31 protein-coding genes are annotated in these 26,665 nt (G+C 48.5%); 7 read left to right on the top strand and 24 right to left on the bottom strand.

Annotation, left to right across the window (positions count from 1 at the left end; translation table 11 throughout):
• Nucleotides 1-16: 16 nt before the first annotated feature.
• Genes RIG61_10155 through RIG61_10145 form a run of 3 tightly spaced genes read right to left on the bottom strand, consistent with a single transcriptional unit; the run spans nucleotide 17 to nucleotide 1,438 of the window.
• Complete coding sequence (locus RIG61_10155) at nucleotides 17-496, bottom strand: dual specificity protein phosphatase family protein (GenBank protein ID MEQ9619522.1); 480 nt, start codon at nucleotides 494-496, stop codon at nucleotides 17-19.
• Nucleotides 472-1,200, bottom strand: coding sequence for a deoxyribonuclease V (gene nfi / locus RIG61_10150; protein ID MEQ9619521.1), 729 nt, complete (start codon nucleotides 1,198-1,200; stop codon nucleotides 472-474). The genes RIG61_10155 and nfi overlap by 25 nt, the downstream gene beginning before the upstream one ends.
• On the bottom strand, nucleotides 1,187-1,438 hold the full coding sequence (locus RIG61_10145; protein MEQ9619520.1) for a hypothetical protein: 252 nt from the start codon (nucleotides 1,436-1,438) through the stop codon (nucleotides 1,187-1,189). The genes nfi and RIG61_10145 overlap by 14 nt, the downstream gene beginning before the upstream one ends.
• A 175-nt stretch (nucleotides 1,439-1,613) precedes the next feature.
• Here RIG61_10145 and gshB point away from each other — a divergent pair, with 175 nt between their 5' ends.
• From gshB to RIG61_10125, 4 genes are all read left to right on the top strand, one after another.
• On the top strand, nucleotides 1,614-2,576 hold the full coding sequence (gene gshB / locus RIG61_10140; GenBank protein MEQ9619519.1) for a glutathione synthase: 963 nt from the start codon (nucleotides 1,614-1,616) through the stop codon (nucleotides 2,574-2,576).
• 51 nt (nucleotides 2,577-2,627) lie between these two features.
• Nucleotides 2,628-2,918 (top strand): Asp-tRNA(Asn)/Glu-tRNA(Gln) amidotransferase subunit GatC, encoded by a 291-nt coding sequence (gatC, locus tag RIG61_10135; protein ID MEQ9619518.1) that lies wholly within the window; start codon nucleotides 2,628-2,630, stop codon nucleotides 2,916-2,918.
• A gap of 12 nt (nucleotides 2,919-2,930) precedes the next feature.
• Complete coding sequence (gene gatA, locus RIG61_10130) at nucleotides 2,931-4,391, top strand: Asp-tRNA(Asn)/Glu-tRNA(Gln) amidotransferase subunit GatA (GenBank protein ID MEQ9619517.1); 1,461 nt, start codon at nucleotides 2,931-2,933, stop codon at nucleotides 4,389-4,391.
• A gap of 61 nt (nucleotides 4,392-4,452) precedes the next feature.
• Nucleotides 4,453-4,656, top strand: a complete 204-nt coding sequence (locus tag RIG61_10125; protein MEQ9619516.1) for a hypothetical protein — start codon at nucleotides 4,453-4,455, stop codon at nucleotides 4,654-4,656.
• Between the two features lie 29 nt (nucleotides 4,657-4,685).
• On the opposite strand, the gene rsmI is transcribed toward RIG61_10125, so the two are convergent.
• Together rsmI and RIG61_10115 are read right to left on the bottom strand one after the other, a co-directional pair.
• Nucleotides 4,686-5,522 (bottom strand): 16S rRNA (cytidine(1402)-2'-O)-methyltransferase, encoded by an 837-nt coding sequence (rsmI, locus tag RIG61_10120; protein ID MEQ9619515.1) that lies wholly within the window; start codon nucleotides 5,520-5,522, stop codon nucleotides 4,686-4,688.
• 109 nt (nucleotides 5,523-5,631) lie between these two features.
• Nucleotides 5,632-6,123, bottom strand: a complete 492-nt coding sequence (locus tag RIG61_10115; protein ID MEQ9619514.1) for a calcium-binding protein — start codon at nucleotides 6,121-6,123, stop codon at nucleotides 5,632-5,634.
• 157 nt (nucleotides 6,124-6,280) lie between these two features.
• On the opposite strand from RIG61_10115, the gene RIG61_10110 reads away from it, so the two are divergent.
• Nucleotides 6,281-6,676: a toxin-antitoxin system YwqK family antitoxin gene (locus tag RIG61_10110; protein MEQ9619513.1), complete on the top strand. Its 396-nt coding sequence runs from the start codon at nucleotides 6,281-6,283 to the stop codon at nucleotides 6,674-6,676.
• A gap of 400 nt (nucleotides 6,677-7,076) precedes the next feature.
• Here the strand turns inward: RIG61_10110 and RIG61_10105 are convergent, their stop codons facing one another.
• From RIG61_10105 to RIG61_10015, 19 genes are all read right to left on the bottom strand, one after another.
• Nucleotides 7,077-8,315, bottom strand: coding sequence for an alanine racemase (locus tag RIG61_10105; protein MEQ9619512.1), 1,239 nt, complete (start codon nucleotides 8,313-8,315; stop codon nucleotides 7,077-7,079).
• Nucleotides 8,316-8,407: 92 nt separating this feature from the next.
• Complete coding sequence (locus RIG61_10100) at nucleotides 8,408-9,346, bottom strand: cysteine synthase family protein (GenBank protein ID MEQ9619511.1); 939 nt, start codon at nucleotides 9,344-9,346, stop codon at nucleotides 8,408-8,410.
• A 2-nt stretch (nucleotides 9,347-9,348) separates the two neighbouring features.
• The gene (locus RIG61_10095) at nucleotides 9,349-10,737 is read right to left on the bottom strand and encodes a pyridoxal phosphate-dependent aminotransferase (GenBank protein MEQ9619510.1); all 1,389 of its coding nucleotides are present in this window, start codon (nucleotides 10,735-10,737) and stop codon (nucleotides 9,349-9,351) included.
• A gap of 40 nt (nucleotides 10,738-10,777) precedes the next feature.
• Nucleotides 10,778-11,626, bottom strand: a complete 849-nt coding sequence (locus tag RIG61_10090) for a class I SAM-dependent methyltransferase family protein (GenBank protein MEQ9619509.1) — start codon at nucleotides 11,624-11,626, stop codon at nucleotides 10,778-10,780.
• Nucleotides 11,616-12,182 carry a ferritin-like domain-containing protein gene (locus tag RIG61_10085; GenBank protein ID MEQ9619508.1) on the bottom strand — a complete coding sequence of 189 codons (567 nt, stop codon included), beginning with the start codon at nucleotides 12,180-12,182 and terminating at the stop codon, nucleotides 11,616-11,618. The genes RIG61_10090 and RIG61_10085 overlap by 11 nt, the downstream gene beginning before the upstream one ends.
• Before the next feature lie 36 nt (nucleotides 12,183-12,218).
• Nucleotides 12,219-12,560 (bottom strand): hypothetical protein, encoded by a 342-nt coding sequence (locus RIG61_10080; GenBank protein MEQ9619507.1) that lies wholly within the window; start codon nucleotides 12,558-12,560, stop codon nucleotides 12,219-12,221.
• A 146-nt stretch (nucleotides 12,561-12,706) separates the two neighbouring features.
• On the bottom strand, nucleotides 12,707-13,108 hold the full coding sequence (locus RIG61_10075; GenBank protein ID MEQ9619506.1) for an OsmC family protein: 402 nt from the start codon (nucleotides 13,106-13,108) through the stop codon (nucleotides 12,707-12,709).
• Between the two features lie 16 nt (nucleotides 13,109-13,124).
• The gene (locus RIG61_10070) at nucleotides 13,125-14,309 is read right to left on the bottom strand and encodes an MSMEG_0565 family glycosyltransferase (GenBank protein MEQ9619505.1); all 1,185 of its coding nucleotides are present in this window, start codon (nucleotides 14,307-14,309) and stop codon (nucleotides 13,125-13,127) included.
• Nucleotides 14,296-15,300 carry a DUF2877 domain-containing protein gene (locus RIG61_10065; GenBank protein ID MEQ9619504.1) on the bottom strand — a complete coding sequence of 335 codons (1,005 nt, stop codon included), beginning with the start codon at nucleotides 15,298-15,300 and terminating at the stop codon, nucleotides 14,296-14,298. Before RIG61_10065 ends, RIG61_10070 begins: the two co-directional genes overlap by 14 nt.
• A gap of 101 nt (nucleotides 15,301-15,401) precedes the next feature.
• Nucleotides 15,402-15,650, bottom strand: coding sequence for a hypothetical protein (locus tag RIG61_10060; GenBank protein ID MEQ9619503.1), 249 nt, complete (start codon nucleotides 15,648-15,650; stop codon nucleotides 15,402-15,404).
• A 68-nt stretch (nucleotides 15,651-15,718) separates the two neighbouring features.
• Entirely contained in the window at nucleotides 15,719-17,068 is a 1,350-nt protein-coding gene (locus RIG61_10055) for an FAD-dependent oxidoreductase (protein MEQ9619502.1), read from the bottom strand.
• A gap of 60 nt (nucleotides 17,069-17,128) precedes the next feature.
• On the bottom strand, nucleotides 17,129-18,256 hold the full coding sequence (locus RIG61_10050; protein MEQ9619501.1) for an MSMEG_0568 family radical SAM protein: 1,128 nt from the start codon (nucleotides 18,254-18,256) through the stop codon (nucleotides 17,129-17,131).
• Nucleotides 18,257-18,380: 124 nt separating this feature from the next.
• Nucleotides 18,381-18,872 (bottom strand): MSMEG_0572 family nitrogen starvation response protein, encoded by a 492-nt coding sequence (locus RIG61_10045; GenBank protein MEQ9619500.1) that lies wholly within the window; start codon nucleotides 18,870-18,872, stop codon nucleotides 18,381-18,383.
• Nucleotides 18,873-19,171: 299 nt separating this feature from the next.
• Complete coding sequence (gene arcC / locus RIG61_10040) at nucleotides 19,172-20,125, bottom strand: carbamate kinase (GenBank protein MEQ9619499.1); 954 nt, start codon at nucleotides 20,123-20,125, stop codon at nucleotides 19,172-19,174.
• Nucleotides 20,125-21,684: an acyl-CoA synthetase FdrA gene (fdrA, locus tag RIG61_10035; protein ID MEQ9619498.1), complete on the bottom strand. Its 1,560-nt coding sequence runs from the start codon at nucleotides 21,682-21,684 to the stop codon at nucleotides 20,125-20,127. Before fdrA ends, arcC begins: the two co-directional genes overlap by 1 nt.
• A gap of 49 nt (nucleotides 21,685-21,733) precedes the next feature.
• The gene (locus RIG61_10030; protein MEQ9619497.1) at nucleotides 21,734-23,029 is read right to left on the bottom strand and encodes a DUF1116 domain-containing protein; all 1,296 of its coding nucleotides are present in this window, start codon (nucleotides 23,027-23,029) and stop codon (nucleotides 21,734-21,736) included.
• A gap of 9 nt (nucleotides 23,030-23,038) precedes the next feature.
• Complete coding sequence (locus RIG61_10025; GenBank protein ID MEQ9619496.1) at nucleotides 23,039-23,632, bottom strand: cupin domain-containing protein; 594 nt, start codon at nucleotides 23,630-23,632, stop codon at nucleotides 23,039-23,041.
• Complete coding sequence (locus RIG61_10020) at nucleotides 23,625-24,611, bottom strand: sll0787 family AIR synthase-like protein (GenBank protein ID MEQ9619495.1); 987 nt, start codon at nucleotides 24,609-24,611, stop codon at nucleotides 23,625-23,627. Before RIG61_10020 ends, RIG61_10025 begins: the two co-directional genes overlap by 8 nt.
• Before the next feature lie 18 nt (nucleotides 24,612-24,629).
• The gene (locus RIG61_10015) at nucleotides 24,630-25,091 is read right to left on the bottom strand and encodes a GNAT family N-acetyltransferase (GenBank protein ID MEQ9619494.1); all 462 of its coding nucleotides are present in this window, start codon (nucleotides 25,089-25,091) and stop codon (nucleotides 24,630-24,632) included.
• Between the two features lie 282 nt (nucleotides 25,092-25,373).
• On the opposite strand from RIG61_10015, the gene RIG61_10010 reads away from it, so the two are divergent.
• Both RIG61_10010 and RIG61_10005 read left to right on the top strand, forming a co-directional pair.
• Nucleotides 25,374-25,748: a zinc ribbon domain-containing protein gene (locus RIG61_10010; GenBank protein MEQ9619493.1), complete on the top strand. Its 375-nt coding sequence runs from the start codon at nucleotides 25,374-25,376 to the stop codon at nucleotides 25,746-25,748.
• Nucleotides 25,749-25,805: 57 nt separating this feature from the next.
• Nucleotides 25,806-26,660, top strand: coding sequence for an amidohydrolase family protein (locus RIG61_10005; protein ID MEQ9619492.1), 855 nt, complete (start codon nucleotides 25,806-25,808; stop codon nucleotides 26,658-26,660).
• Nucleotides 26,661-26,665 lie beyond the last annotated feature (5 nt).

Here is a 26,665-nt window from a genome sequence, read left to right as displayed (position 1 = left end):
CTAATAAAGCGCTCGACTATCTGCCGTATTCCGGGATAGCCAGTCTGTTCTTTACATGTTTGAAATACTCCATCAAAGCCAGCTCCTGGCCCGGCGTCACCAGATAAAAAGGCCTTTTCAGCTTTACGGTCTCAAGCGCGGTCAGGGGGCCGATTTTTAAATAATGAATCAGGAAACAGGCTATCATCAGATTCGTACGACCCATTCCGGCGTAGCAATGTACGGCAATCCGTCTGTTATTTTTAACCTCGGACTCGGTGAACTCGACGAATTCCTCAAAATCACGAAGCTGGGGCGCTCCGAAATCGTCCACAGGGATGTGCTTTACGGTAAACCCGCTGTAATCCCTGAAATGCTCCTCTTCCTCAAGGTTTACTATTGTCTCGATTCCCATGGCCCACAGATAATCAAGGTCTTCTTCGAGATCGTAAAACAAGCCGGGCCTTTCCATACCGGCAATCTTGTCCTCTATCACCCAGGAAAACCTGTCAGGCACGGCTGACTCCTCCCCTTTTTAAGCTCGGCCACGAATTTATCCGCCTGTCTGGTGGGCTCGGGAAGCCTGTACCCCCGTGCGCAAGCAAGCGCAATATCCCGCGCCGAGTCCGTATCTATTTTATGCCCCACGGATACGAATACGGGCTTTATCCCGTCCCTGGTCCTTAAAACAGCGCCTATGCATCCCCCCTTTTTTGATAAAAGGGGCGACCACGAGCCCTTATCCCCCCCCGGCTCCTCAAACGTCCCGTAGAGCCTCTTTTTGGCGACTCCGAGCGCAGGCGTATCAAGCAGAACACCTACGTGGCACGCTATACCGAAACCGCGCGGGTGCGCTATGCCCTGACCGTCTATCATGAGAAGATCGGGCTTATTCCGGAGCTTTCGGTATGTCCGGATGATGGCCGGTCCTTCTCTGAATGCGAGCAAACCGGGGATATAAGGGAAATTATTCTCAACTTCGGAAAATACGCGTTCGATCTCCACCATATCCGGATACGAGAATAATATTATTCCGCAGAGGAGCTTGTTCTCCTCCGTGAGTACGGCTAAATCGGCTCCTGCTATGGTCCGCGGTTTCCCCAGGACCGGAGAATTTATTACTCTTTTGCTCAATTCCCTCTGAATTTCAAACGCTTCTTTAACAGACGGCGGATCACCGCCGTAAAGCCGTTCGATTCTGCTTAAATCAATGGAATCCATATATCTCCCTGATGACCCTTTTGAATCTCGGAGCGTAAATCAACTCAAAGGCAAGCTCCTTTCCCGGAAAGAGCCTGAGCGCGAAATTTCTTACTTTCACCACGTGCTCAAGCGCTTCCTCCCTTGTCATTGCCGTCTGATACATGAGGGATATGGTGAAATCCGCCATAAACCTGAGCATCTTGATCTTCCTGTTCTCTTCCGTAATTTCTTCTCTGGTGGGTTTTACATTTTCCATTTTTAATAAAAACGGTATTTCGCCGCCCCTAGTCTTTAGTATAAGAAGTATACCTCAAGCCCGCGGCCAAACAGAAGCTCCCCTCAAGCCCGGCCATAGTTAGCGGTTTATTTGTCCAAGCGTGTAAAATTCGGTAGAATCAACGGCATCCGCGGCCACAGGCGAGGAACAAGATATGAAGCTCAGAATGGCGTTTGTCATGGACCCCGTTGGGACGATCAATACAGAGAAAGACACAACATTCGTGCTGATGCTCGAAGCTCAGGCAAGGGGTCACGAAGTATGGTACCTCGAGCTCAAGGACATATTCGTGAAGAACGCCAGGGCATTCGGTAACGCAACGGAGCTCACACTCAAGAGGGGGCAGAATTATTACAAACTCGGCGCAACCGGGACGGTAGAGATGGAAAGCTTCGATGCCGTATGGATGAGGAAAGACCCCCCTTTCAATCAGGATTATATATACGCCACTTACATACTGAGTCTCATTGACGAGAAAAAAACCAAGGTAATAAACGAGCCCCGGGGCATAAGAGAGTCAAACGAGAAGCTATATACCCTTTACTTTCCCGAATGGATACCCGAATCCCTGGTCACAAAAGACCTTACGCAGCTGAGCACTTTCCTGGCCGAGGTCGGGGGGGAGATTGTGGTAAAACCGCTCGACGGCCACGGAGGGGAAGGCGTTTTCTACGTCCGGGAAGGAGACAGAAACGCTAACGTGATACTGGAAACCGTCACGGATTTCGGAAAACGCTACGTACTCGCGCAGAAATTCATAGAGAAGGTAAGCGAGGGGGACAAGAGGATTATACTCCTAAACGGCGAGCCTCTCGGGGCTGTGCTCAGAGTGCCCAAAGGGGGAGGCGAATTCAGGTGTAATTTCCATTCCGGCGGAAGCGCCGCGAAATCCGACCTTACCGAAAGGGACATCGAGATATGCGAGGCTCTCGGGCCCAAACTCAGGGAGGACGGGCTTTACTTCGTCGGCATCGATGTCATCGGCGGCTATATAACGGAGATAAATACGACCAGCCCAACCGGGGTACAGGAAATAAACAGGCTTAACGGGGTTAAGCTCGAGGCCGAGGTCATAGACTTCGCGGAGGAGCTTTGCTCGAACTTACGCGCCCGGTAAAAAAGCCTATAATTTAGAATTTGATAGTGCAGCTGAAAACAGGAGTTGACTATGAAAATATCGAAAGAGGACGTTTTAAAGGTCGCCGAGCTTGCGAGGCTGGAATTCGGGGAGGAAGAGCTTGAGAAATTCACGGAGCAGCTCGGAAACATCCTTAGTTATATTGAAAATCTGAACAAACTGGATACAGACGGGGTAGAGCCCACTTCGCACGTGCTCGACGTAGCCACTCCCCTTAGAGAGGACGAGGTTCAGGACTGGCTCACGCCGGGTGAGGCGCTTCAAAACGCGCCCGAGGGAGTGGACGGTTTCTTTGTCGTCCCGCAGGTCATTGAGGACTAAGGAGAATTACATATGGAACTGCCTTTTTTGACAATCTCAGAAGCGTCCAGGCTGATAGAATCAAAGGAAATTTCCCCTGTCGAGCTTACGGGATCCATACTTGAAAGAATCGGCGCGGTCGATCAAAAGCTCAATTCATACATAACCGTACTGGCCGACAAAGCGCTCGAGTCCGCGAAAGCAGCCGAGAAGGAGATTTCCTCGGGCAGTTACCGCGGCCCGCTCCACGGTATCCCGCTCGGACTCAAGGACATATTCGTCATGAAAGGCGCCCCGTCAACATGCGGGTCGAAGATGCTTGAGAACTTTTTCTCCCCGTACGACGCCACAGTGACGGGGAAGCTGCTCGACGCAGGGGCGGTAATTGTCGGGAAAAACAATATGGACGAATTCGCCATGGGTTCTTCCACCGAAACCTCTTATTACGGACGAACGAACAATCCATGGGATACGGGAAGGGTTCCCGGGGGCTCGAGCGGCGGCTCCGCTGCCGCGGCAGCGGCCTCCCTGTGTCTCGGGTCGGTAGGGACCGACACGGGGGGCTCAATACGCCAGCCGGCGTCTTTCTGCGGTGTGGTCGGCATGAAGCCGACGTACGGGCGGGTGAGCAGGTTCGGCATGATCGCATTCGCCTCGTCGCTCGATCAGGCGGGCCCCCTTACGAAAACCGTCCGGGACACGGCTATAATCCTTAACGCGATATCGGGCCACGATGTCAAAGACTCCACATGCGTAAATATCCCGGCGCCGGATTACACCATCAGCCTCAGGGACGACATAAAGGGGATGAAAATCGGCGTGCCCGGGGAATATTTCATAGAGGGAATGGACGGGGAAGTAGAGGAGGCGGCCAGGAAGGCCATAGCGCTACTCGAAGACCTGGGGGGAGAGGTAATTGAAATATCCCTTCCCCATACGGAGTACGCGGTCCTCACGTACTATATAATCGCCCCGTCCGAGGCGAGCTCCAATCTGGCCAGGTACGACGGCGTGAGGTACGGATTCCGCGCCGAGGAAGCCGGGTCACTCAGGGAGATGTATTTAAAAACACGGGCCGAAGGGTTCGGGAGCGAGGTAAAAAGGAGAATAATGCTCGGCACTTATGCCCTTTCCGCGGGGTATTACGACGCATATTATGTGAAGGCGCAGAAGGTGAGGACGCTCATTAGAAGGGATTTCGACGAGGCCTTTAAGAAAGTGGATGTCATAGCCGCGCCGACCACGCCTGAGGTAGCGTTTAAGTTCGGAGACAAGACGGACGACCCGGTCAAGATGTATTTATCGGATGTGTTAACCATCCCCTGCAATATAGCCGGACTGCCCGGAATATCAGTCCCTTGCGGGTTTTCATCAGACGGGCTTCCCATAGGTATTCAGGTGCTCGGTAAAGCTTTCGAAGAGGGGTCTGTGCTGCACGCGGCGCACGCGTATGAGCGGCACGCGAAGTGGTACGAGAAGAGACCCGGGATATAAAATAATCGATGTTCCATTTTCATATCTGAAACGGTAATATGTAGATAGGGAGATACGAACCATGACTGAGAAGAAAAGGGTCTGCATGATATGCGGGAAGCCGTCCGAAGCTTCAATCTGCGAATCATGCAAGGCGCAAATTCAGGGTGAGGCGGCGGAGAAAAAAATTAAAGCGGAAAAACAGGCGGCAGTCGGCTCTGAGGTTGAAAAGGACAAAATAGTTAAAAAGCACGAGCAACGAAAGAAAATAATTACCGAGGACTGACTGAGATTAAACCATTCCTTTACTTGCCCCTATTTGTCCCAAATCGCGAGCGCCCTTTTATAGGTCCGGCTTTTGGAATAGCCGGACTGTTTTGAGACCCGGCTTACGGCATCCTTCAAGCTCGTACCCTGATTTTTAAATGATTCGAGGGAGTTATCAATAGCGTCAATATCTACCTCGTCCGTTTTGCCTGAAACACCTTCAACAACAATTACAATCTCGCCCTTGACAGCATTGCGCTCTTCGAGGATGGCTATTATCCGAGAAAGCTTCCCCCTCAAGGTCTCCTCATACAGCTTGGTTAACTCCCTCGACAGAGAAACGTCCCTGTCTCCGAGCACTTCCGACATCACCGTCAACGTCTTTATAACCCTTTTCGGGGATTCATAGAATATGAGGGTTTCAGGGTAGCTCTTTATCCGCTCCAGAAAACCGGTCAACGCCTTTTTAGCTCTGGGCGGAAATCCGAAAAAGGCGAAACTAGACGTGGGGAGTCCCGAGACGCTTAAAGCGGATACTGCCGCAGACGGGCCCGGAACTGTCAGCACCTCTATATTTTGCTCCGAGGCAAGCTTGACGAGTCTGTAACCAGGGTCGGAAACCCCGGGCGTGCCCGCGTCTGAAACGAGGGCTATACTCCTTCCCTCCTTCAGTACAGATAGGAGATCCTTCGCTTTTTCTTTCTCATTGTGCTCGTGGTAACTGACAAGGGGTATGGTAATTCCGTAGCGCGAGAGGAGCTTCTTCGTAACCCTGGTGTCCTCACAGGCAATTATATCTACTTCCTTAAGCACCCGGAGCGCCCGTACTGTAATATCCTGGAGATTGCCGATCGGGGTTGAAACGATATAGAGCCGCGCACTCATTTAGTCAAAACATACCCTGACATAAGCAAGAGCTCGATTTTTATTTTCACCACTCGCACGGGCCCTACAGAGGTTAAAATCATAAATCTTTCAAAGAAAACTTCTATTTTCAGTCAATATTACATCTCTTATGCGACTCGTAATTTATACATTTATCGTTATCCTTTCCGCCGTCGAGGTTATCCAACCCGATCCCGCCGTCAAGAAAGTCTTCCCCGTCATTGCCCTCGATGTAGTCATCGCCGTCCCCTCCGTAAAGGACATCGTTATCCCTCCCGCCTCGGAGGTCGTCATTGCCCGCGTCGCCGTAAATAATATCTTCGCCGGAGCCGCCCGTAATCGTATCGTCGCCATCGCCGCCGCAAATAACGTCGTTGCCGTCAAGACCCTTGATTGTGTCATCCCCTCCCATACCAACGATTACGTCCGAACTGAACGTTCCGTTTAAGGTATCGTCCCCATCCGTACCCACGATACTAGCCACTTTACCCTGGCATGTCGGGGGAGCCTGAGGTTTCGCCTCATCCTGAGCGAAAGAAAAATCAGCACTGATCAGAATAAAACCCAATAGGGCCAAGACACTCACGATTGTTATTTTCATCATAACCCTCCCTGAATAATATATTTAATTTCAATTAAACAATTTCGCGGAGAAAAAGTCAAGCCGCCTCGCCCTCCCCGCGGGCGGCAACCTTGAAAACATAACGGAAAACCGGCATCTAAATACTCCAAAGGCAAACGGATCGGAGGATATAAAAATGCTTATTCACCTTTCATTAATGGCGATCATATTTCTACTGCCCGTAGCAGCGGGCGCGGAGCCGGAAAGCCCGGTATGCAGTCAAAACCGGGACGGCATAGTCAAGGATTATTACCCCGATGGAAAAATCAAGACCGAATGGATGTGCAGGGACGGACATTTGAACGGAGAAACCAAACTCTATTACGGAAACGGGAAGTTAGAGAAGAATTCGATGTATGTAAATGATGTAAGACAGGGCGTGACGTACGGATACTACGAAAGCGGCGAACTGAAAAGCGTCTGTAATTATAAAGCGGGGAAGCTTGACGGGCCCCATAAAATCCTTGACGAGGACGGCCTTATCAAGGAATTTACAGTCTATAAAAACGGGGTAGATGTGGGAATCGAGTGACAGGTTCGAAAAAGAGCATATTAAGCGATTATGAGATGGCGGAGGGCGAGGGATTCGAACCCCCAAGTCGGTAAGGACGCCGGTTTTCAAGACCTTTATAGTGTCTGCTCATAACTTTCTGATATTATTGAAGTATTTGCAACTCCCCTTCAACTGATTTTGTACGGAAAGAATAATGATGGCTGGCTCCTGGAAAATGCCTGGAAAGGAACATTGTTATAATTCAAGAATATTCATTCGCTATATTACGCGAGAAGAGCGGCAAGATAGCAGATGCCCGAACTATTTGCTCAAATCGGAGGGCTGAGGAATAAGATTTCTATATTATCACGTTCTTTACAAACGAGATGGTCTTATTCGTAGAACCTAACCGGCTGCACGATTTTGCGTCAAACCCGTTTTAAAGCAATAAAGCGTCTTCTGCCGTCTCGGCTCTCCTTATAATCCTTGCCTTTCCATCTCCTACCAAAACAACGGGCGGGCGGGGGAAAATGAAAGCACTTGACTGAGGGATGTTATACGCGCCCACGTTTTTAATAACGAGCCTGTCTCCGGGACTGAGTTCCGGAAGATTTGCTCTGCATATGATGTCTGTCTGAAGACAAAGCGGACCGTAAACGGTCGTTTCTTTTAACTCTCCTTTTGGCTCAGATACAAATTCTATGTCCTGATATTTCCAGAAGGAGGTGGGAAGAAGGTTGATACCACTGTCTATTACTACCGCTCTTCCCCCAGTTGGAATATCTTTAACGGCGACGACCGTGGAGATGAGATCGACCGCATTGCTCACTATTGCTCGTCCGGGCTCCAATATGAGAATTGGCAATTCGCTTTGTTTAAATCCATCCAAAACCGGCTCGGCGACGGCTTCTGCATAAGGAGAGAGCGAATCGACCGCGGGGAATCCGCCTCCCATATCGAGATATTGTATTTCCGCATTGTACCGCTCGCGCGCCTCTTTCGCGAAGCGAACGGCCTCTTTCGCCGCTCTCTTATAAGCCTCGGCTTCTTTCGGCCAGATTAGTTTTATGTTTTTGGCAGGGGCGCTGTTTTCACCATCGGGCTTGATTATATAACTTGTAAGGTGAATGTGAAGCCCTGTGACCCGGAGCAGATTCTGTTGTGAACATTCTCTTAGAATTTGAGCTGCTTCGCCGGATTCGAGGTTGAAACCGAATCTGTCGGGCAGCTGGTCTATCCCTACATCCGTATTGATTCTGATTCCTATGTTAACCGGTTTTTTGCGTTCAGAGGCGATCCCTTCCAGTGTTTTAAGTTCATGATAATGATCAACGTTAATTAATGCCCCTTCATTGAGGGCTTTTTCAAGCTCTTTCTTTCTCTTATAAGGGCCGTTAAATACTATGGAGCTTCCGGAAACGCGGAGCTTTCTTGCCAGTTCATATTCAAAACCCGATGCTACCTCGGCCCAGGTCCCGTCGCGGTGAATAATATCCAGGATACCGGGGAGGTAATTGACCTTGTACGAATAGGCGATCTCCACTCTGGGGTACTTGTCGGAGAATTCCGCACGGAATGTGCTCAGGTTCTTTCTTATTACGTCTGCCGAGGCGACGAATAGAGGGGAACCGTATCTTTGAACGAGATCATGTATGTTATATTCACGGACTTGCTTCATGAGAAGTCATCAAGATGCGTAAATCCTACTCTCTTTAACTAAGTCTCTACCAGCGGAAATATAATCGGCGGTTTAATTAAAAAATACCCGGATTAGGCAAAGCCGGTGAATTTGGATATATATTTTAATCCCGTGTCGGGCAGGACCGCGACAATATGCTCGTTTTCTTCGGATTCGACTGCATGTTTCATTGCAGCCGCAACAGCAGCGCCGCTCGATCCGCCCGCCAAAATTCCTTCCTCTCTCAAAAGCCCGCTGACGGTCTTAAGCGCTTCTTCGTCGTCAACCTGGATTATTTCGTCCACATAGTCGAAGTTGACAACCCCCGGTATGAAATTCTTGCCGATTCCTTCTATATCAAAATCGGAAGCCTCCGCCAGTAATCCTTGCTCCAGATAGGCCTTGAATACCGAGCCCACGGGTTCAACACCGATTATTTTTATGCTCTTTTTCTTTTCTTTTAAATACCTGCCTACGCCTGTTATTGTTCCGCCCGTTCCTATGCCGCATAAAACTGTATCGACTTTCCCTTCCGTATCGCGCCAAATCTCGGGGCCGGTTGTTTTAAAATGGGCCTCGGGGTTAAGCTGATTAAAGTACTGATTAACATAGAATGCGCCCTTTTCCCTCGCTATTTTCTGAGCCACCTTATAACAGCTTTTTTCATCCTGCGGAGGGAGTCCTTTCGGAGTTAGAACCACTTCAGCCCCGTAGAGCTTAAGCGCCTGTATTTTCTCCTTGCTAATCGTTTCGGGGAGCGTAAATATGCATCTGTAATTTTTAACGGCGCCGATAAGGGCGAACGCGACTCCCATGTTTCCGGATGTGGCTTCGACTATGGTGCCTCCGGGTTTAAGAATGCCTCTGCGTTCGGCATCTTCCACTATGTATATGGCGACCCTGTCTTTAATGCTTCCGCTCGGATTGTAAAGCTCCAGTTTCGCGTAAATCCCGCTTTTTATTCCCTCCGTTAAATTACCAAGTTTAACCAGAGGGGTATTCCCGATAAGCTCTAAAATGTCGTTCGCCACATTCATCGGCCGCCCTTTATTTTTTTCAGAATCTGTCCGGCCCGCTCCGTTTTCTTATCCTCGAAGAACCTGATTAAGCTCTTTCTGTAAATGCCGCTTCTAGCCTCGGCGATTGCAGCGGGAAGAGATTTTTTAAAGTGCTCAAATGCCCAGATGTCGGGTCTTGAAATATTTAGCCTGATGAAGTCCGTCGCACCGATATCACCGAGCCCGTCTCCCGGATATACGGCTACGTTATGTTTAAAAAGCGCTACTGTCAGCTCCTGCGCCGTAACGCCCGTCTCAGAAACGTCTATTACCATGGAAAACCCGTACTTGGGCTCTACCGGAATGGACACCCCCTCGGTATCGTTAACTATACCTTTAATGATCTCAAAGTTACGCCTGATTATGTCCCGGGATTCTTTGACATAATCATTGTCCTTAAGGGCGGCTAAAGCTCCGTACTGAGCAATAAGATTGGTATTAAGCCTGGTTAAAGAAGTTTTCGTAATCATGCAGGCTCTCAATAGCTCGGTATGGCCCGCGAGAAAACCTATCCTTACTCCTGCCATCCCGTATCCGTGGGATACGCTGAATGTGGAAACGACGTTATCGACATTTGTCTCCCTGAAGAGTGAGCTCATAGGATGGTGTTTTGAACCGGGGTCGATCTGATGAGTATTATGTGTAATATCGTTAATTACGATGATTCCGTGTCTCCAGGCAATTTCTACAAGCTCGATCAGTTCGTCCTTCATCTGAACAGTGCCGAACGGGTTCAGGGGATCACAAACTATTATCGCCTTCGTTCCCGGGGTGATACGCTCCGCTACCTGATCCGGATCTAATCTGTATCCGTTTTCGGAGTCAAGGGGAATCCTGACCGGCCTGCCGCCTGCCATCAGGATTGACGATTCGAAGTGGAAGTAGCCGGGATCTGTTATTATTACTTCGTTTCCCGGATTTATTATGGTTTGAAGCACATAGGATATGGCCGCCTGACTGCCTTCCGTTCCTATTACCTCGAACTCATCGCTCCTCTCCCGTTTGAATTTTAAATTCGCGCAAACCTCTCTTAAAGGATTAATCAAGTCTGGGGAATAGGGGTTGACGTTTGATTCGTCGGTATGTTTACGCATCGCTTCCACTGCGCTCTCAGGGGGTCCGGCGTAGCATGTCATCCAGCCGAAGTCAGCCCACTTTCTCTTATCTAAATCGATTCTCCCCTCTTTGTATAAGTCTCCGGTATCGAGACCAAGTATATTGATCGCGTCGCGGTAGGTCATATAGTTCCACATCCCGTGAGGGCTGTCGATGACGGATTTGACCCTGTCCGATAACACCTTGCTCAGAAAAGGCGAATTCCGTTGGCTGCTTTCCCACCCGAGCACAAATCTTTCCTTTTTCATGAGTTTCTCGTCTTAATGAATGATTCAGGTACGTCCAAATTCAATTTCTCATCAGAACCACCGCGTAAATCCCGTAAGGGTCCATCCGGATTTCCGGATCCTTGAAGCCCGCTTCCCGAGCCCAGCCTATCACTAGCTCTTTGGGGCGGAGGTGCCATACGCAGCTTTCACCCTCCTGATTTACCAGAGTTCTGGCAATAAGCTCTATTTGTCTGTTATACGTCTGTACGTTAAATAGAAGTGCTCCGGGGTTCAGTATGTCTTTTAATTCGAAGAGGTGCTTCTTTATCAATTCGTCGTCGTGAATAATTCCGTAGAGGCCAGCTTCGATTATGAGGTCCGGTCGGGGGGGAATCCGACTCAAACTCTCCCTGTCAAGAGCGTCACCGATCTCGTAGCTTACGTTTTGCTTCATCTCCGACCGCTCGGCTATGGCCTCGCTTTCCTTGAGGGTTCTTTCATTGATATCCCGCAACAGTACCTTTACGTTAGAATTTTTTTCCTGGAGTGCGTCATAAATATAGTCGGCCTTACCGGAAGCCAGGTCGACTATGAAGGTCTCCTTCCCGTTTCTTTTCCCCAGGTAGTTCGTGATCATATCCTTTTGGATTTGCTTCACCGCCCTGAAAGCCTTGCAGGTAGTCTGATCAAGAAAAGCGGCATCTAACGCTTTCCCGATGCGAAATTTGCCGTGCGGTCTGTTTTCATATATATAGTTCATGACTATCCCTGAATCAAAACCGTGGCGGTAACCGATTCTTAATCCGTCGGATAACTGACCTACGGTTCTTAAAAAAAGCGAAATGAGTTTGTAATAATATTTTCTTGGCCGATACCAGGGCAGGGGCTCCTGAAGCTCTTCAAAACTTGGAATTCCGTTACGCAGCATACCATTTTATCTCCTCGTCTTCTCTGTCGGCGTAAATGGCATCGGCGACCGTTTTTACCTCTTCGGCGCGCTTTTTTTTCTCCGGAGTATTCGCGCTTGGCTCAAAATACTTCTCCAGGTAGCCGAGATGTGCCTTGACGTCACTACGGACTTCGTCTATTACCTTTCGGCTTTTCGGGTCCGCTACACCGTAGTACAAATCGAGCAAAGAAGAAAAATGTATAAGAGACCCCCACGCATATGCGAAATCATCGAACGGGTCGTTGTAGGATTCAAGAATGTCGTAAATTTTCTGTCCTATTTCGGGCGGTTTGTAGGTCTCCGGCTTTTCGCCAAGCTCCCTGGCCCTGTCCGAAAAGAGTTTGGCGTGCTTTGCGTTATCGGCGATTATCTTCGCGGCAACGAGCTTCGTTTCAAGGTCCTTTATGGATTTCAGCTTTTCACCGAACAGATCCACCCAGGCAAGCATTCCATACGTGTGCCTGCTGAATGCCTTGGCAAGCCGTTTAGGGTCTGAAAGAACTTCTTTTAATTTACCGGGATTACGTATGCTCATTAGCTTTAATCTCGTTAGGCGTTTTGCAATTTATCTTCAGTACATCTTCTTTAAAATATTCATAATTTCCTCGTCCCCTTTTGCGGGGACCTCCCAATCGACCTGAACAACTTTTACGCCCTGGGACTCGAGCGCATCTTTGAAAATATCGAGGCCGATATTTATTACCTGTATTTCCTGACCGAGTATATTCGTTTTATGAGCGCTCCCCGATATACGGGCTGAGATAGATTTTTCCATCTCGGCAAGCGCCTGATCGGCAATTTCACCGGACTCGGCTTCAACCGCCATTACCAAATCCGAGCCGCCTGCCCGGGATATCTCATCTGTCAACAGTCCTGCATCCTTGAGCGCGTACTTTGCTTTATCAGTTGCCATGACAGCAACCGCTTTTTTAACATTTTCTTTTTCCGTGATGCTCTTTGATATTCGCATAAGCCGGAGCGCATCTTGATAGTGGTTCTTTTTTATAATGAATTTCAACACTAACTCATTCTCCCGTTTTTTTACCTGATTGTACGCACTCAATCTCCCGCCCCCGTAACCTCGTATTCTATGGGACAGGACTTTGTGACTGCGTTGCTTACGAAGCAGTATTTTCTTGCAAGAGCTATGATTTCTTCTAAATTTTTTTGCGGCAGAGAGCTTATTACCTTTACAATGATGCTGGTGAAAGTGAAACTCTTTATATCCGTTTCCCCAAGCACCTTCACGGTCATGTCATCGAGTTTTATTTTTTTGTTCTTGGCGGCGTAGACGAGCGCAAGGCAAAAGCACGAAGCTATTGAGGAGAGAAAGAGCTCTGTGGGCATCATCCCCGTATCCTCCCCGCTAAACTTATGAGGCTCGTCAATGTTGACTTGAAACTGTCTTGCCATAACTTCGACCTGATATCTTTTTTTCCAGACTGCTTCGACCTCTAACATAACGTCCCGTCAGTAATTATTTTAATCGACTATGCGGCTCTCTTAAAATCTCCCTGTAGTGTTCAACATGTTTAAGCGCCGCATTTTCCCAGCTGTACATTTGAGCGGTTTTTTCTCCGTTTTCAACAAGGCGAGACCTGAACTCGGGATTCTCCAGAACCATTAGAATCTGATGGGCGAGAGCTTTATAGTCGTCGGGATAAATAAGCACTGAATTCTTCCCGTCCTCGAGAAACTCCGTCATAGGTTCTATATTTGATGAAATAACGGGAACCCCGGCTGCCATCGCCTCAAGCAAAACCAGTCCCCATCCCTCCTTGACGGAAGGAAACACGAATACATCGGCCGCGTTGTAAAGAAGGGACATTTCGGCGCCGGGAACATTCCCCAGTACGAAGATATCGTTATCCGGCTTTAACCCGAGCTTCCCCAGCTCCGTAAAAAACTCCTCGCGGTAGGCTCTATAATCGAATAGAGTCTCCCCCCCGCCAATCAACCATACTAATTTCCCGCCCTTGGATTTTATATATGCTCTCGCAATGTTAAACGCTCTGAGCGCGGTTATGGTGTTTTTGCGTGGCTCGATCCCCCCTATGCTCAACATCACTTTACAGCCGCCCACAGAAAAACCTTCTTTGGCCTTCTCCTTTGTTTCTTTACCGTGACCTGTCTTAAATGTTTTAAAATCGACCCCGTTATTGATGACAGTAGAATTAAGGGAGTATTCAGAACGAAGCTCCCTGTCCCAAAATTTGCTTACAGAGATTACGTAGTCGGGTTTTACGATACTTTTTTTCTGGCATTCGATGAGTGAGTCCGATGTAAAATCATCTATGTGGTGGATGGTTCTGACATAGAATCCGATAAGGCCCATTTCACGAAGACCGAGCAGCGCATTTGCCGAGATGCAATCTTCCGCGTGGAGAATATCGTAATCAACATTTACTCCGGCGAGGTAGTCGGTATATATTTCAATGTAGTCTTTTATTTTGTCATCTATACTTTCATATTTTCTTTCGGGGCAGGGGATAAGCGTGTAAGGGGCTCTTACCTCCCCTGAAAAGTCATTCCCGGCGGAAAGCGCGTATATATGCACGTCGTGTTTCAAGCGCGCTAAGCTCTCGGCCAGATTTATCGTGTGCGTAACTCCGCCCCTGGGTTTTGTCGAGTATGTAAGAAGAGCAATCTTAAGCGGTTTCATTTAATTCCCTGAGTTCGATTCTCGAGATTAGAAATCTGATACCATAACAAATACCGATAGAGATATCCGCACCTGAGGTCTCTCCCATCCCGATCAGAGTTTTTGCTACATTCGCTACATGGTCTGCGTTTTTCGTGATAATGCCGGATATCAAATCCAAGGCGGCCTCCGGGCCCTCTCCGAGAGCGGCCTCGTTCAAAAAACTGATGCTGTATATAGTTGTCTTGTTCTTTGCCAGTCTTGCGATCTCTTCAGAAGCCTTCTTGAAGAAGCTAATCGGGGTTGTCTCGTTTTTGTCGATTATCTGTGCGCCCGTGTTCAGGCTCAATATGAGACCGGCCAGAAAATCATCGCATGAGGGTGTGAGTCCGGGGCCGAGTCCGAGAATCGATTCTGCGTTTTCGGTTATGGTTTCGAGCTCACCGTAGAACAGCCCCCACATGAGCCTTTCTATGTGCGGCCTCGCTTTCCCGGAGACCGTTGGCTCCTGCTCCTTGAGGAATATTTCCATCGGGCCGTAGAGTTCCAGGTTTTCCGAAAGCGGGATCAGTCCTTCTCTGGAGGGACATGTATAAATTACATCCTGCAGAACCCTCAGATTTAAGTTTATTTCTTCAAGGCTCAAGTCCGTGTACAGTTCCGAGAGTTTTGGCGGATACCATGTGGACGCATTCTCGAGATTGATTAAAAACCCGTTTTCTTCAATGCCTAATTTGTTTTCATTCAGGATTATTTCCATACCTTCTTTTATGTTGACTGATTTAAAACTGAGGCCCCCGGGTTTCTCGAGCACTATGGATGTCGGGCTGATAAATTCTTTGTTGGCGATTACTTTAATAAGTATGTCACCGCCGTCTCCGATATAGAACGCATGATCGAAAACGCCCTGCACTACTGCTTTATTCCTCGATTTTGTTAGTGTGTTTAGCGCCCTGTGGCCGATTGCTTTCGCCTCTAGTATAGAGGAGCTTTTTTTCTCTTCAGTATTCATTTGGGCAGGATGTGATAAAATCAAAATTCTCTAATAGCTCTCATAGATTATAGCGGCGTTCGATACGAAGTATCTTCCTTGTGAATGAAATCGTATATCGTTCAGTCATATTTCTTCCAGCGCGGACGCTTGCCTCCGGGATACGAGGTGTAGAGAATAATTTTTCTCCTGACATCCCAGGGGATAATCAGGTACACCGGAACGAATATTTTTCTCCAAAAAAAGGGGATAACCCCCTTTTTGCGATAAGGCTTGGCGCATGCCTCCGGATATTGAGAGATCATTTGATCGTCGGCGGCTTCTAGTAAGTATTTCTCAGCGTTTTCTCTAAGCCAGTGTCCAAAACCCATTAGATAATCTCCAGCATTTGCTAATTTTATGAATCCAAGCACGCAAACTATGTCAATTATGCTTGGTCTTAATTTCGTTTTGCCAGCTTGGCCAGCCCCGCCTGCGCCGCTAGAGCAATCGGTTCCATGAGCGCCCCTATTGGAGGTGAATAAACGTTCTCCATCCATGCGAGGTCTTCAAGCGTTACACCGCGCTTTATAACGAATGCAAGGAAGTCGGCCCTTTCTTTAATCCCTTCCCCGCCCGACATCTGGGCTCCCATTATACGATGCGTCTCGGGGTCGGCAATGAGTTTAACCCTTATCCTGCTTACTCCAGGATAGTATCTAGCTCTTGAAATCCCCGTAGCGAAAGCTACGAGATGAGGTATTCCCAGGGCTTTGTGCAATGTTTCTCCGAGTGACACTCCGCCGATCTGAACCTTGCCCCCTACCATTCCCCAAGGGATGTAGACAGGGTCGTAGGAACGGTCATCACCTGCCGCGTTCGCACCGGCAACTCGTCCCTGGGAGTATGCATGGCTCCCGGAGAGTCCCTGTATGGGTATGTCCGTGACGCCGTGTATGATTTCCGTGCAGTCGCCTGAGGCGAACACGTCTTTCGCCGAGGTGCGCATGTGGTCATCGACTATTATTCCGCCCGTTGCTCCGAGCTCGATTCCGGCATCGCGTGACAGGTGATTGTTCGGCTTCTTGGATGCGGCGACAACTACCGCGTCGCAGTCTATCTCTCCGGAACTCGTGACCACGGTATTAACTTTTCCGTTAGAACCCTTGAATTCGAGCACTCCGGTTCCGAAATGAATCTTTGCTCCCATCTCTTCCAGGGATTCCCTCACAGGTTCCATAATGTCCGGGTCGGCGACCTCGGACATGAGCCAGGCCCCCTCGTCGATCAGGTGGGTCTCGAGCCCTCTGTGCGCCAGGTTTCCCGCCATCTCAATCCCTATAGGTGTCGCGGAAACGACTACTATCTTCTTTATTTGGTCGAGAACCTTATCAAACTCCATCGCGCGCCTTATATTCTTCACGTAGTGAATCCCGTCCATATTGATGCCGGGTATATCGGGCTCGTCGTATTCAAATCCCGTGGCAATTACCAGACGGTCCCACCCGAATGGCTCGGAACCCACGCTCACCGCACGATTTTCAAGATCGATGCCCGTGACCTTCGTCTGTAGCTGCAGATCAATCCCGATCTCGGCATAGTGCTCTGAGGTTTGAAGGAAAAGGTTTTTGAAATCGGGGATTTCTCTCCCGTGCACAAACGGGATGCCGCAGGGGCTGTAGGCTACATCCTCATATTCCGTAAAAAGTGTGATCGAGGCATCGGGAGCCACGGCCTTTGCCGTTGAAGCGGCCGAAATCCCTCCGGCGCCTCCGCCTATAATCACAATTCGCAAATTATCTTGGGCCATTTATTTTACCTTTTAATCTATGGTTGATGTTCCTGTCGTCTCACACATCCTGAAAGCTGATTAACTTACTTCTATAGGCTTGATAAACTTTCTGAACCTTACTTTTTTATCCGCAGCCCTCTCAAAATCGGGGAGCGCCGAACATTCGCCGCAGCTGACGCAGCCCGCAAGGCTGCTTTTGGAAGCCTGGTCATACTTTGAAAGCACCTTTGCCGCCTCGGTGTATACGTACTCCATTATTTCAGGACTGGGCGGTTTTATATCCTCCATCGGAGTCCCCGCCACGGGCCTGAAAGGAACGATGAAGGGATATACTCCGATTTCGGCGCATAAAGCGGCACCCTCTATAACAGTCTCGGGCCTTTCGCCGAGACCTACCAGGACATAGGTGCTTACCTGCCACCTGCCGAACACATCCACCGCTTCTTTCCATGTTTCGATATATTTATCAAGCCCGATTCTTGCTTTACCGGGTGTCACCCTTTCAAAAACCTCAGGGTCAAACGTCTCGATATGCACGCCTAAAGAATCGACTCCGGAATCCTTTAATCTCCTGAGCCAGGAGAGGTCGTCCGGGGGAATTATCTGCAGCTGAATCGGGATACCGGTCGCTCGTTTAACCTCCCGGCATATCTCGGCATATTTGTTTAATGCTTTCTCCTCATCGGGCGCGACGCCTGAGGTAAATACTATATTCGTTATCCCATCCAGCTCCTTGGCGAGCCTGATAGTTTCAACCAGGCTTTTGGCGTTTTTAAACCCCACTGTGCTTCTGTCCTTTAGGGTAAGCTCTATACCGCAGAACATGCACCTTCTGTCGTCCTGCCAAAAATCACAGGTTTGAAGCAGGGTTGTGGCAAATGTGGTCGGGCAGTGCAGTAGGCCGATTTTCTGCATCGGTATTCCCGCGGATGTTTCGTACCCGTGGAATTTTGCGCTGCCCATCAACTCCACCTGAGCAAGTGCAATGTCGTCTTTGAATATCCAGTACTCGCTGTTTATCTGGTCCAGATGATACGGGGAGGAATCAACGAAATCTCCGACAACGGGAATATTTGCCTCACTGTCCGGAAGTATCTTTAAATGTATACCTCCGGTGGGCCCCGCTCCGCCGCTCCTTATGCTTTTTGTGTCGGGGATCTTCAGACCTCGACTTTGCAATTCTACCTTTAGGGTCCTAGTGTCCATTTTTAGCCCCCTAGCCTTTTATTTACACAACAAACCGCCTGCAGCTCATCTATCAGACAAACTGTGGTACTGCGGTCTTATCCTGTCGGACTGTTCTTACTCTATCGAAGAGATACCGAGAGTATCAGACAGTCCACGTGCTAAACATCATTGCGCCTGCTCTATGGTGCTCGATCACGATATCCAGTATATCGGTCGGATGTATCGGTGTTACCCCTTCGATAAAGTTCGATTCATTCTGACCGAGTAGAGCTGCCGCCGAAAAACGGCACGCATATACCGTAATTCCTTCGCTGAGCAACCTGTTAACCAGATTAGGATACAGCTGAATACCGGCGCCGTAACCGTCGTCTCCCACATTCGGCCATCCCCGGTATACCGGTATGCCCGAAGCCGGACCATAAAAAAGAACGGTGACTCCGTAACCCTTTCTCTTGGCCCTTATAGCCGTGAGCATATTGATGCCCGCAACAGAACCCTCGTATGGAACCGAGTGTATGAGGAAAAGAGCTTTTTCTCCTTCCTTGGCCTGGTGATCCGGGAAGAGCTTCTCCTCATAATTAACCAAGGCCTTCCCCGCTTCCGGTCTATCCGCTTTTACTCTATCTACTGACATAATTATTTACCTCCGTTAGTTTATTTAATTTTAATAGTCCGGCAAACTGCTCACCGTATGTTCCTATATTCGTTGGTAATTTTCGTTCGATTCTCTTACTGTTAGGTTCGTATTCCCCGCTTTGAATCGAGAAAAGAACGTGTCTTTATGTCAATCCTGTAATACCGCGTCCTGTTGACCCCATCTATCCCCCATCATATTATAATCAACGAATAAATTCAATCTTACATTTACTTCCGCACGCTTATTCCCAAAGACTATCACACGCGGTACTGATCTCAGAGCCGTTGTATAGCGATTCAATGAACTATCTCCGTACCGCCTTCTCCTCTTATCGCCTCTTCGATACTTTGAAGCGAAGTTATTATCGTTTTCTTTCCGCCTGAGCGCAGAAATTTTATTGCCGCCTCTATCTTGGGTCCCATGCTGCCGGGGGGGAAATGTCCTTCTGCAAAGTAGCGCTCGGCCTCTTCAAGCGTTATTTTCGACAGGCTTTTCTCTTTGGGCGTCCCGTAAAAAATTGCTACTTTGTCTACGGGTGTTATTAGCAGAAGAATCTCGGCGCTTATAAGGCTTGCAAGCTTCTCAGCGGCGAAATCCTTATCAATAACCGCGGCTACTCCCTTAAGTTTTCCTCTTTTATCCTGTATTACGGGGATTCCCCCGCCCCCGCAGGCAATGACAACATAGTCTTCACTCGCCATCTTCGTTATTTCATTTTTTTCAACTATGTCGATAGGCTTGGGCGACGGGACTATACGCCTGTATCCCCTTCCCGAATCTTTTTTCATGACCCAGCCTTCTCTTTTTTGAAGCTGTTTCATTTCCCCTTCGCTGAAAAAGGGACCGATAAATTTCGTCGGGTTTTTAAATGCCGGATCGTTCTCGGAAACCACGACCTGCGTAACATACGCGACGACAGATTTATTGATTTTCTTTTGAATGAATATGTTTTTAAGACTCTGCTCTATCATGTATCCAATCTGACCCTGAGTCATAGCATTACATACGTCGAGCGGCATAGGCGGAACGGAGGCGGACAGACATTCCTGCTGCATTAGAAAATTCCCCACCTGAGGGCCGTTCCCGTGTGTAATTAGAATCTTGTATCCCATATCGAAAAGTACAAGCAGCTTCCTGCACATCTCATATGTTTTAATCATCTGCTCGGCATATGTGCTCTTGCCCGTATGTCCCATAAGAGCATTGCCTCCGAATGCTACCACCGCAGCTTTCATATTTTTTCTCTCCATTAGATTTCAATATCCGCCTTGCCCCTCGTTGCAATCCATCCCGCGACTCTGGACGCAAGGGCGTTTGTCGGAAGTACCAGGACTCCCTCCGCTCTCAATTTTTCTTCCTGTTCTTTAAGACCTTGCGGGTCTTTCTCCGTGCCGCAAACATGAGATACAAATGCAAGATTGTGGCCTTTTTTCTTTGCTGCTTCTTTTGCCTGTTTTAACGCGGGCAGAAGGTCGCCAGCCGGGTCGGGGCTGGCTAAATATCCCAACACTATGTCGAACAGTATCACAGCCACATTGGATTTGGCCGCCTCGTCTATCAGTCTCCTGCTCCTTAAAGTTGCGTCTATCATCGGATGGGGACGTCCCACGGTGAACTCTTCTTCTCCCAGGTCCACGCAGGTATGACGCTCACTCCGGTTAGAATCCTTAAGCCTGTAATCTTTGTTCAGCGGGGCGTTTGAATAGATATTCCCCAGAATCGGCTCAAGAACCTGCTGAGCCTCATAGCAGAGAGTGCCTCCCGAGAATAGTCCGCGGAGGTACCGCTGTTTCGGGTCAAGAGATTTCACATATTTCCCCGCTTGCTTCCTCCAGTCGCCGCTCCGGAGTCCATTCAGGCTTTTACCGTTGCCCCGGGCTAACCTCAATGCGCCGAGAGCCGCATCCTCGAGAGTGGAAGCAAAGAGCAGTTTCCCGTTTTCTTCCTTTAAATCACTGCCCAGGAAGCAAATGACCGCCGGTTTGCTTGAGCGCCCGACCGAGTTCAAAATCTTCTCGGCCACATTCGTTGAAGGAGGTTTCGATACAAGGACAAGAACTTCTGTGGAAGCGTCGTTTTCAAGCAGTCCAAGCGCTTCCAATGTCATAATGCCGCCTACTTCTTCTGATAAATCCCTGCCTCCGACCCCGATTGCATGCGTTATTCCCGATCCCAGATTATCGATCAGGCAGGTGACCTCCTGGAGGCCGGTTCCGGAAGCCGCGACTACGCCAATCGGACCGCGGTTTAACAAGTTTGAGAATCCGAGTCCCACCCCGTTTATTACGGATGTGCCGCATCCCGGGCCCATTACCAATAATCCCTTTCCCCTCGCCCTTTCCTTTAGCTCTATTTCTTCCTCAATAGTCATGTTGTCGCTGAATAAAAATGTATGGAGTCCCGTGTTGATAGCTTTTGCGACTTCGAGCTTCGCAAATTTTCCCGGCACGGAAACGACTGCAACGTTAGCACCCGGCATAGCGCCGTAAGCCGAGGCCAGGTTCTTGTGCTGTGTATGTGATACCGGACTGAATTCTTCAGGCGCAAGAAGGGAATCGAGTTGTTTGATAGCGTCGTTGCCTATATCCAGAGATTGGGCCTGGACCGCGACAACCAGATCATTGGCGGTTGCCGAATCAGGGGTCTTCTCGAGCAATCCGACTTCTCTCAGCATCGCCAGATTAGCCTCGGTCGCCATAATTGCGGAGGCGTTTTTTACCCCAGGAAGAGCAGATAATTTCCGGCTGATCTCCATGAGTTTCATTGAATCCTGATAATGATTTTTTTTAACCGTGTTTACCGTTACCATCAGTTTCCGCCACTTCTCCAAATCTAATAACGCAAGCCCTCCTTTTTAACTATGCGGCCAGATTGTAATTATCTCCGAAAGCCCTAACTGCGCTGGCAAAACACTCATAAGGAGCATGTACGATTCCCGCCCCTATCTGCCCCGCTCCCGAGCTCTTGTGAACAACCGCGCTATTAATGCTGGGCAGAATCCCCGTCTCGACGACTTTCCTTAAGTCTATTCCCGTAGGGGTTCCTTCAAAATCCAGACACGGAATGCCGAACTTGGAGTTTCTCGCGGATGTAATTTGACCCATCTCCTCAGTTATGCTTACCGCTCCCCGGAATCCTCCTCCCGCAAACGAGGCCATGGAAGGAGCCGCCGCGATGGCAAATCCTCCGAGCCCCATAGTTTCAATAATAGAGCTGTCTCCAATGTCGGGGGCGCCGTCCTGAGCGCCGTAGCCCGGATTATAAAGAGCGTCTAAAAGATATGGGGCGGGGGCGGTAAACCATCTGTCACCTAGGCCGCTTACCCTGATGCCGAAATCGGTGCCGTTTCTGGACATAACCGTAACTATTGTGGAATTTTTTATATCGCTTGCGCCGTCCATAGCCAGCTTGCAGGCCGTCATAGTTATATTCAGAAAGAAATGGCTGTTTCCGGCTATAAACCTGTAGACCTGGAAAGCCTGGTCTCGTGATAGCTTGAGAGAAAAAAGCGGCTCAGTAATGATTTTCAAAAACAGATTTGTTGAAGCGGCATGCCGGTTATGACATTCATCACCCATCTGTATTCCCTGAGCCAGAATGCTCCAGATTGATATGCCGCCGGTTTTTGCGAGTACTTTTTTCATTGCAGGCGCGAATTCGTCTCTTATGAACCGGAGCCTGTCGATCGTACCTTCGTCTACCGCGCCGAACCAGAGAGCTCTTCCTCCACCCTCATTGAAGGTGGAGTGAGCTGTTTTACCGCTGGTCGAATCCTTTGTGACAATTACCGGCATTGAAGAGGAAATGATTCCCGTCATGGGGCCGACGGAGTCATGATGATGATTGGGAGACAACTTTATTTTATTTGATCTCATCAGCTTCTCAGCTTCACCTGTGTCTCGGGCGAGGCCCTCAAATATTAAAGCTCCGCATACCGCTCTTTTCATAGGATCGCACATATTTTCCCAGTCAATCGGCGGCCCCGAATGAAGTATCGTACGGGGAGTCATGCCCGGGATCGCGTTAAGCGCAGTATCGACATCGGAGAGGACAGGCTCTGAGGATAATATTCTTTCCATGGCAAGAGTGTTTGCATTATTAATACGCTCAGCGATATATTTGACTTTATTTTCTTCCATTTCAGCTTCAGCCATTGGCTCCCCCTACCCTTCAGAGGGCGATACTGCCAGTATCCACAGCAATTTCGCCTGTATGTCGCCTAAATTCTTCCATTTATGATCCAGGTGCGTCCTGAAATGCAGGCTATCTCCCGTACCGAGAACATAGGTTTTATCTTTTACTTTAAATTCAACTTTGCCACTCAGACAGTAAACTAATTCTTCGCCCGGATGGTTTATAGCTTTTCTACCGCTCGACGCTCCTTTATCTACAACAGCGTATGCCGCCGTCATAATGAAGTCCCCGTACTTCTTTGCCGATATGGCTCTCAAGTCGAGCCCTTTCTTAAATGTTAGAATCGGCTCCCTCTTCTTCGAAGGAACAAAAACGACGTCTTTATCCTCCAGTTCCTGCTCTATGAAAAAGCTGACCTTTTTCCCTAACGCGTCCGAGAGTTTCATCATTGTAGTGATAGTGGGTATGATGCCGTTTGACTCTATCTTATGAATTGCGGCGGCCGAGATGCCGGATCTTTCCGAAAGGTCTTTAAGAGACAGATTCTTCCCCGTGCGAAGCGCCTTTATCTTTTCTCCGAGTTTGGAGACTATGTGTTCAATATGATTTCTCTCTTTATCCATTACCCACCTGTGTCGAGCTGGTTTCATTAAGACCTGTTAACGGTCTTTCATTAAAATCCCAGAAGAGCTCTTTATCAGATCCGCCGTCGGTAAAATAAACTTTTTTTTCAGTAGTCACCGTTCCTATACTCTCGCATGCGAGGTCCAGCCTGTTGAATTTTTCTTTGACTATTAATGTTTTATCAGGCCTTAGCGATAAGATGAATCCAAAACTCGGGAACGTGAGCAGCCATTCGTTTAAAGGAATCTCAAAGGGTCTTGGCATATTGCTAATATCCAGCTCCGCTCCCTTACCGGAACTTTCAAGAAGCATAAGTATTGAACCGATAACACCCGCCATACTTACATCCTTTGCGGTATCCGCTACTCCGTCCTCGGCTATCTCGGAAATTGCCTCCAATTGCCTTGTCGCTTCCACGCCTTCCAGCATGCTTGAGGAATCCCAAAAGTTAAATCCTGAAATGAATTTCCCTTTTAAATTTGATATAAAAACCAATTTGTCTCCTGCCTGGGCGCTGAAGCTTGTAAGCAGTTTTTTTGCTTTGCCAAGTATAAACACGGAAAGCGAAGGACATTCGGCATTCTGAGAGATGTGTCCTCCCACCACGGGGACATTGTAGCGGACGGCGTTATCTCTGATGCCGCGAAGGACCTCGCCGGCGTTTTTCGGGTCCCGGGAAAAAAGCACGTCAATAATAGCAATCGGCCTTCCGCCCATTGCGTATATGTCATTTACATTTGCGAGAACGGATGTGCGCCCTGCGAGGTAGGGATCGGATTTTAAAAGGGGTTGATATACTCCCTCCGCCGCCAGGAGCAGATAATCGTCCTTGTACCTGATAGCCGCAGCGTCATCGCCCAGCAAAATGTCGCTCCCTTCCATCCGGCAATGCTTAGGGAAATAGTTCCAGATGTCCCTGATATCCCGTTTCTGAATTATTCTTGCCGAGGACTGTAAGCTTTGAATTAACTCCCGCATGATTTTCCCTTTAACGATTTAAGCGGAATCCAGATCAGCCTCCATCAACTGATGAGGGAACCCCTGGTAGGTCTCGGCCTCTCCTATCGGTGTCCAGCCCAACCTTTTGAAAAATCTCACATTTTGAGGCTGAACGTACGCTAGAAATTTTTTGCAGCTGCCCGACTTCATAGTTTGTACCGCGAATCTTACAAGACCGGCACCCACACGTCCGTTGCGGTAACCGCGCGCAACGCTCAGACGCCCGCCGACCCATGTATCACCTTCTTTTCTATAACACCTGACCGCCCCTATTACCTTGCCGTTCGGCTGATCTACCGAGATTATATTTATAACTTTATGAAAAGGGTCTGTATCGTATTTATCTATATCCGTTTCACTAAAAATCTTCTGCTCTTTGACGAATACATCGTGGCGAAGACGGAAATAGTCCTCAAGCTCCTTGTCATCTTCGGCAATTTTAAAAATAAACTTTTCCACAGGACTATCATTAGCGACCGTCTACTATACTTGACACTTTATCAACTTTAGGAAATCAAGTCAAGCATATTTTCGCGGGCCGGATTTATGAGAAAATGAGGATTTTCCGGCAAGAAAAACCATTAAAGTCGGCCCGCATTCGGGCGAGAATGGAAAAAACATAATGAAAATGGCTTGTTAGTCACACAGGGATCGGCTGTTCGCGCCGCGCATGAAAATTAAGGTTGACTATAAAGATGATATTTCCTAGAATATATAAAATATAAACTATAGGAAACCCGAATGCCTATTTATGAATACCACTGTTCCCGCTGTAAAAAAGATGTCAGTATATTCTTCCTAAGTTTCTCTGAAGCCGAAAATGAAGAAGCTCATTGCCCCGAATGCGGGAACAAGGAGCTCGCGAGAGTCTTTTCAAGCGTTTCTGTTATTAAAGGAAATTCCAACTCCCAAGGGAGCAAAGCTTCAAATAATAGCGCGAAAGAAGACGATACCAGGTCTCTCGCGGCAGCTATGGATAAGGCTGTTTGCGAGTCGGGCGCCGATTACGGCGATGATTTCAAAGAAGTGAAAAGCCGTTTGGAAAAAGGAGAATCCGCTAATTCGATTGAGAAGTCGCTGCGCAAACGTGTAGGGGAGAGTATGCAAACGCACTGAATGATAAAATCTCGTATTTATTGTGCTCTAGCATAATAAATCCAAGGAGGACGTAATATGAGCATAGTACAAAGAAAAAAGGTTTTTGATAATCACTCCCACATAGGTCCTGTCCCGGGGTTTGCATACTACGGTCTGCCGGAGGCGGTTAAACCGACTACCGACTATCAAAAAACCGATGATTATATAAAAGGGATGGACAAGCACGGCGTGGACCGTGCGCTGATAATGTCTAATTACGGGTACCCTGATTCGGCTCAGCCTTTTACATTAAATCCCCTGGTTGGCGAAAGCGTACAATCCACCGACCGTCTGCTGGGGCTAGTTTGGGTTTCAGCATTACCTAAAGATAAAGAACGCACAACCGAAGCACTTAAACTGATAGGCGAGAAAGGCTTGGTAGGGTTAAAGACTACGTGCCTTCTTGGAGGGACTTTTGATCCAGGTCAATGGGATGAAGAATCGGCTGAGCTATGGAAGATGATTCTGGATGCGGCTGCGGACAACGATATGCCTTTACACATACACACAAGTCCGGGCGGCGGGTCGGATATAGACAATGCCCTTGCTTTGATAAAGGACTATGGGAAACGTGTCAAGATCCATGTTGTGCACATGGGCGGGGGCGTCAGCGGTCATATAAAATTTGTCCCGAGATTTTTTGACCTGGTGGAACAGGGATACAAAGTCTATACCGATTCTTCATGGGCTGTCGGATTCGGCTCGTCATGGATACTGAAAGAGATAGAAGAGAGAGGAATAGGGGGAGACCGGTTTCTTTTCGGGTCGGACATCCCGTGGAGCGACTTTGCATCTGAATACTGGAAAATCGAGGGAGCGGACATCTCGGAACAGTTAAAAGAGGATATATTCTGGAATAACGCGGAAAGTCTTTACGGGAAATTCTGGTAATAATC

Source organism: Deltaproteobacteria bacterium (genome assembly GCA_040223695.1).
GTDB lineage: Bacteria > Desulfobacterota_D > UBA1144 > Nemesobacterales > UBA2774 > JAVKFU01.
This window is presented reverse-complemented; position numbering and strand designations above follow the sequence as displayed.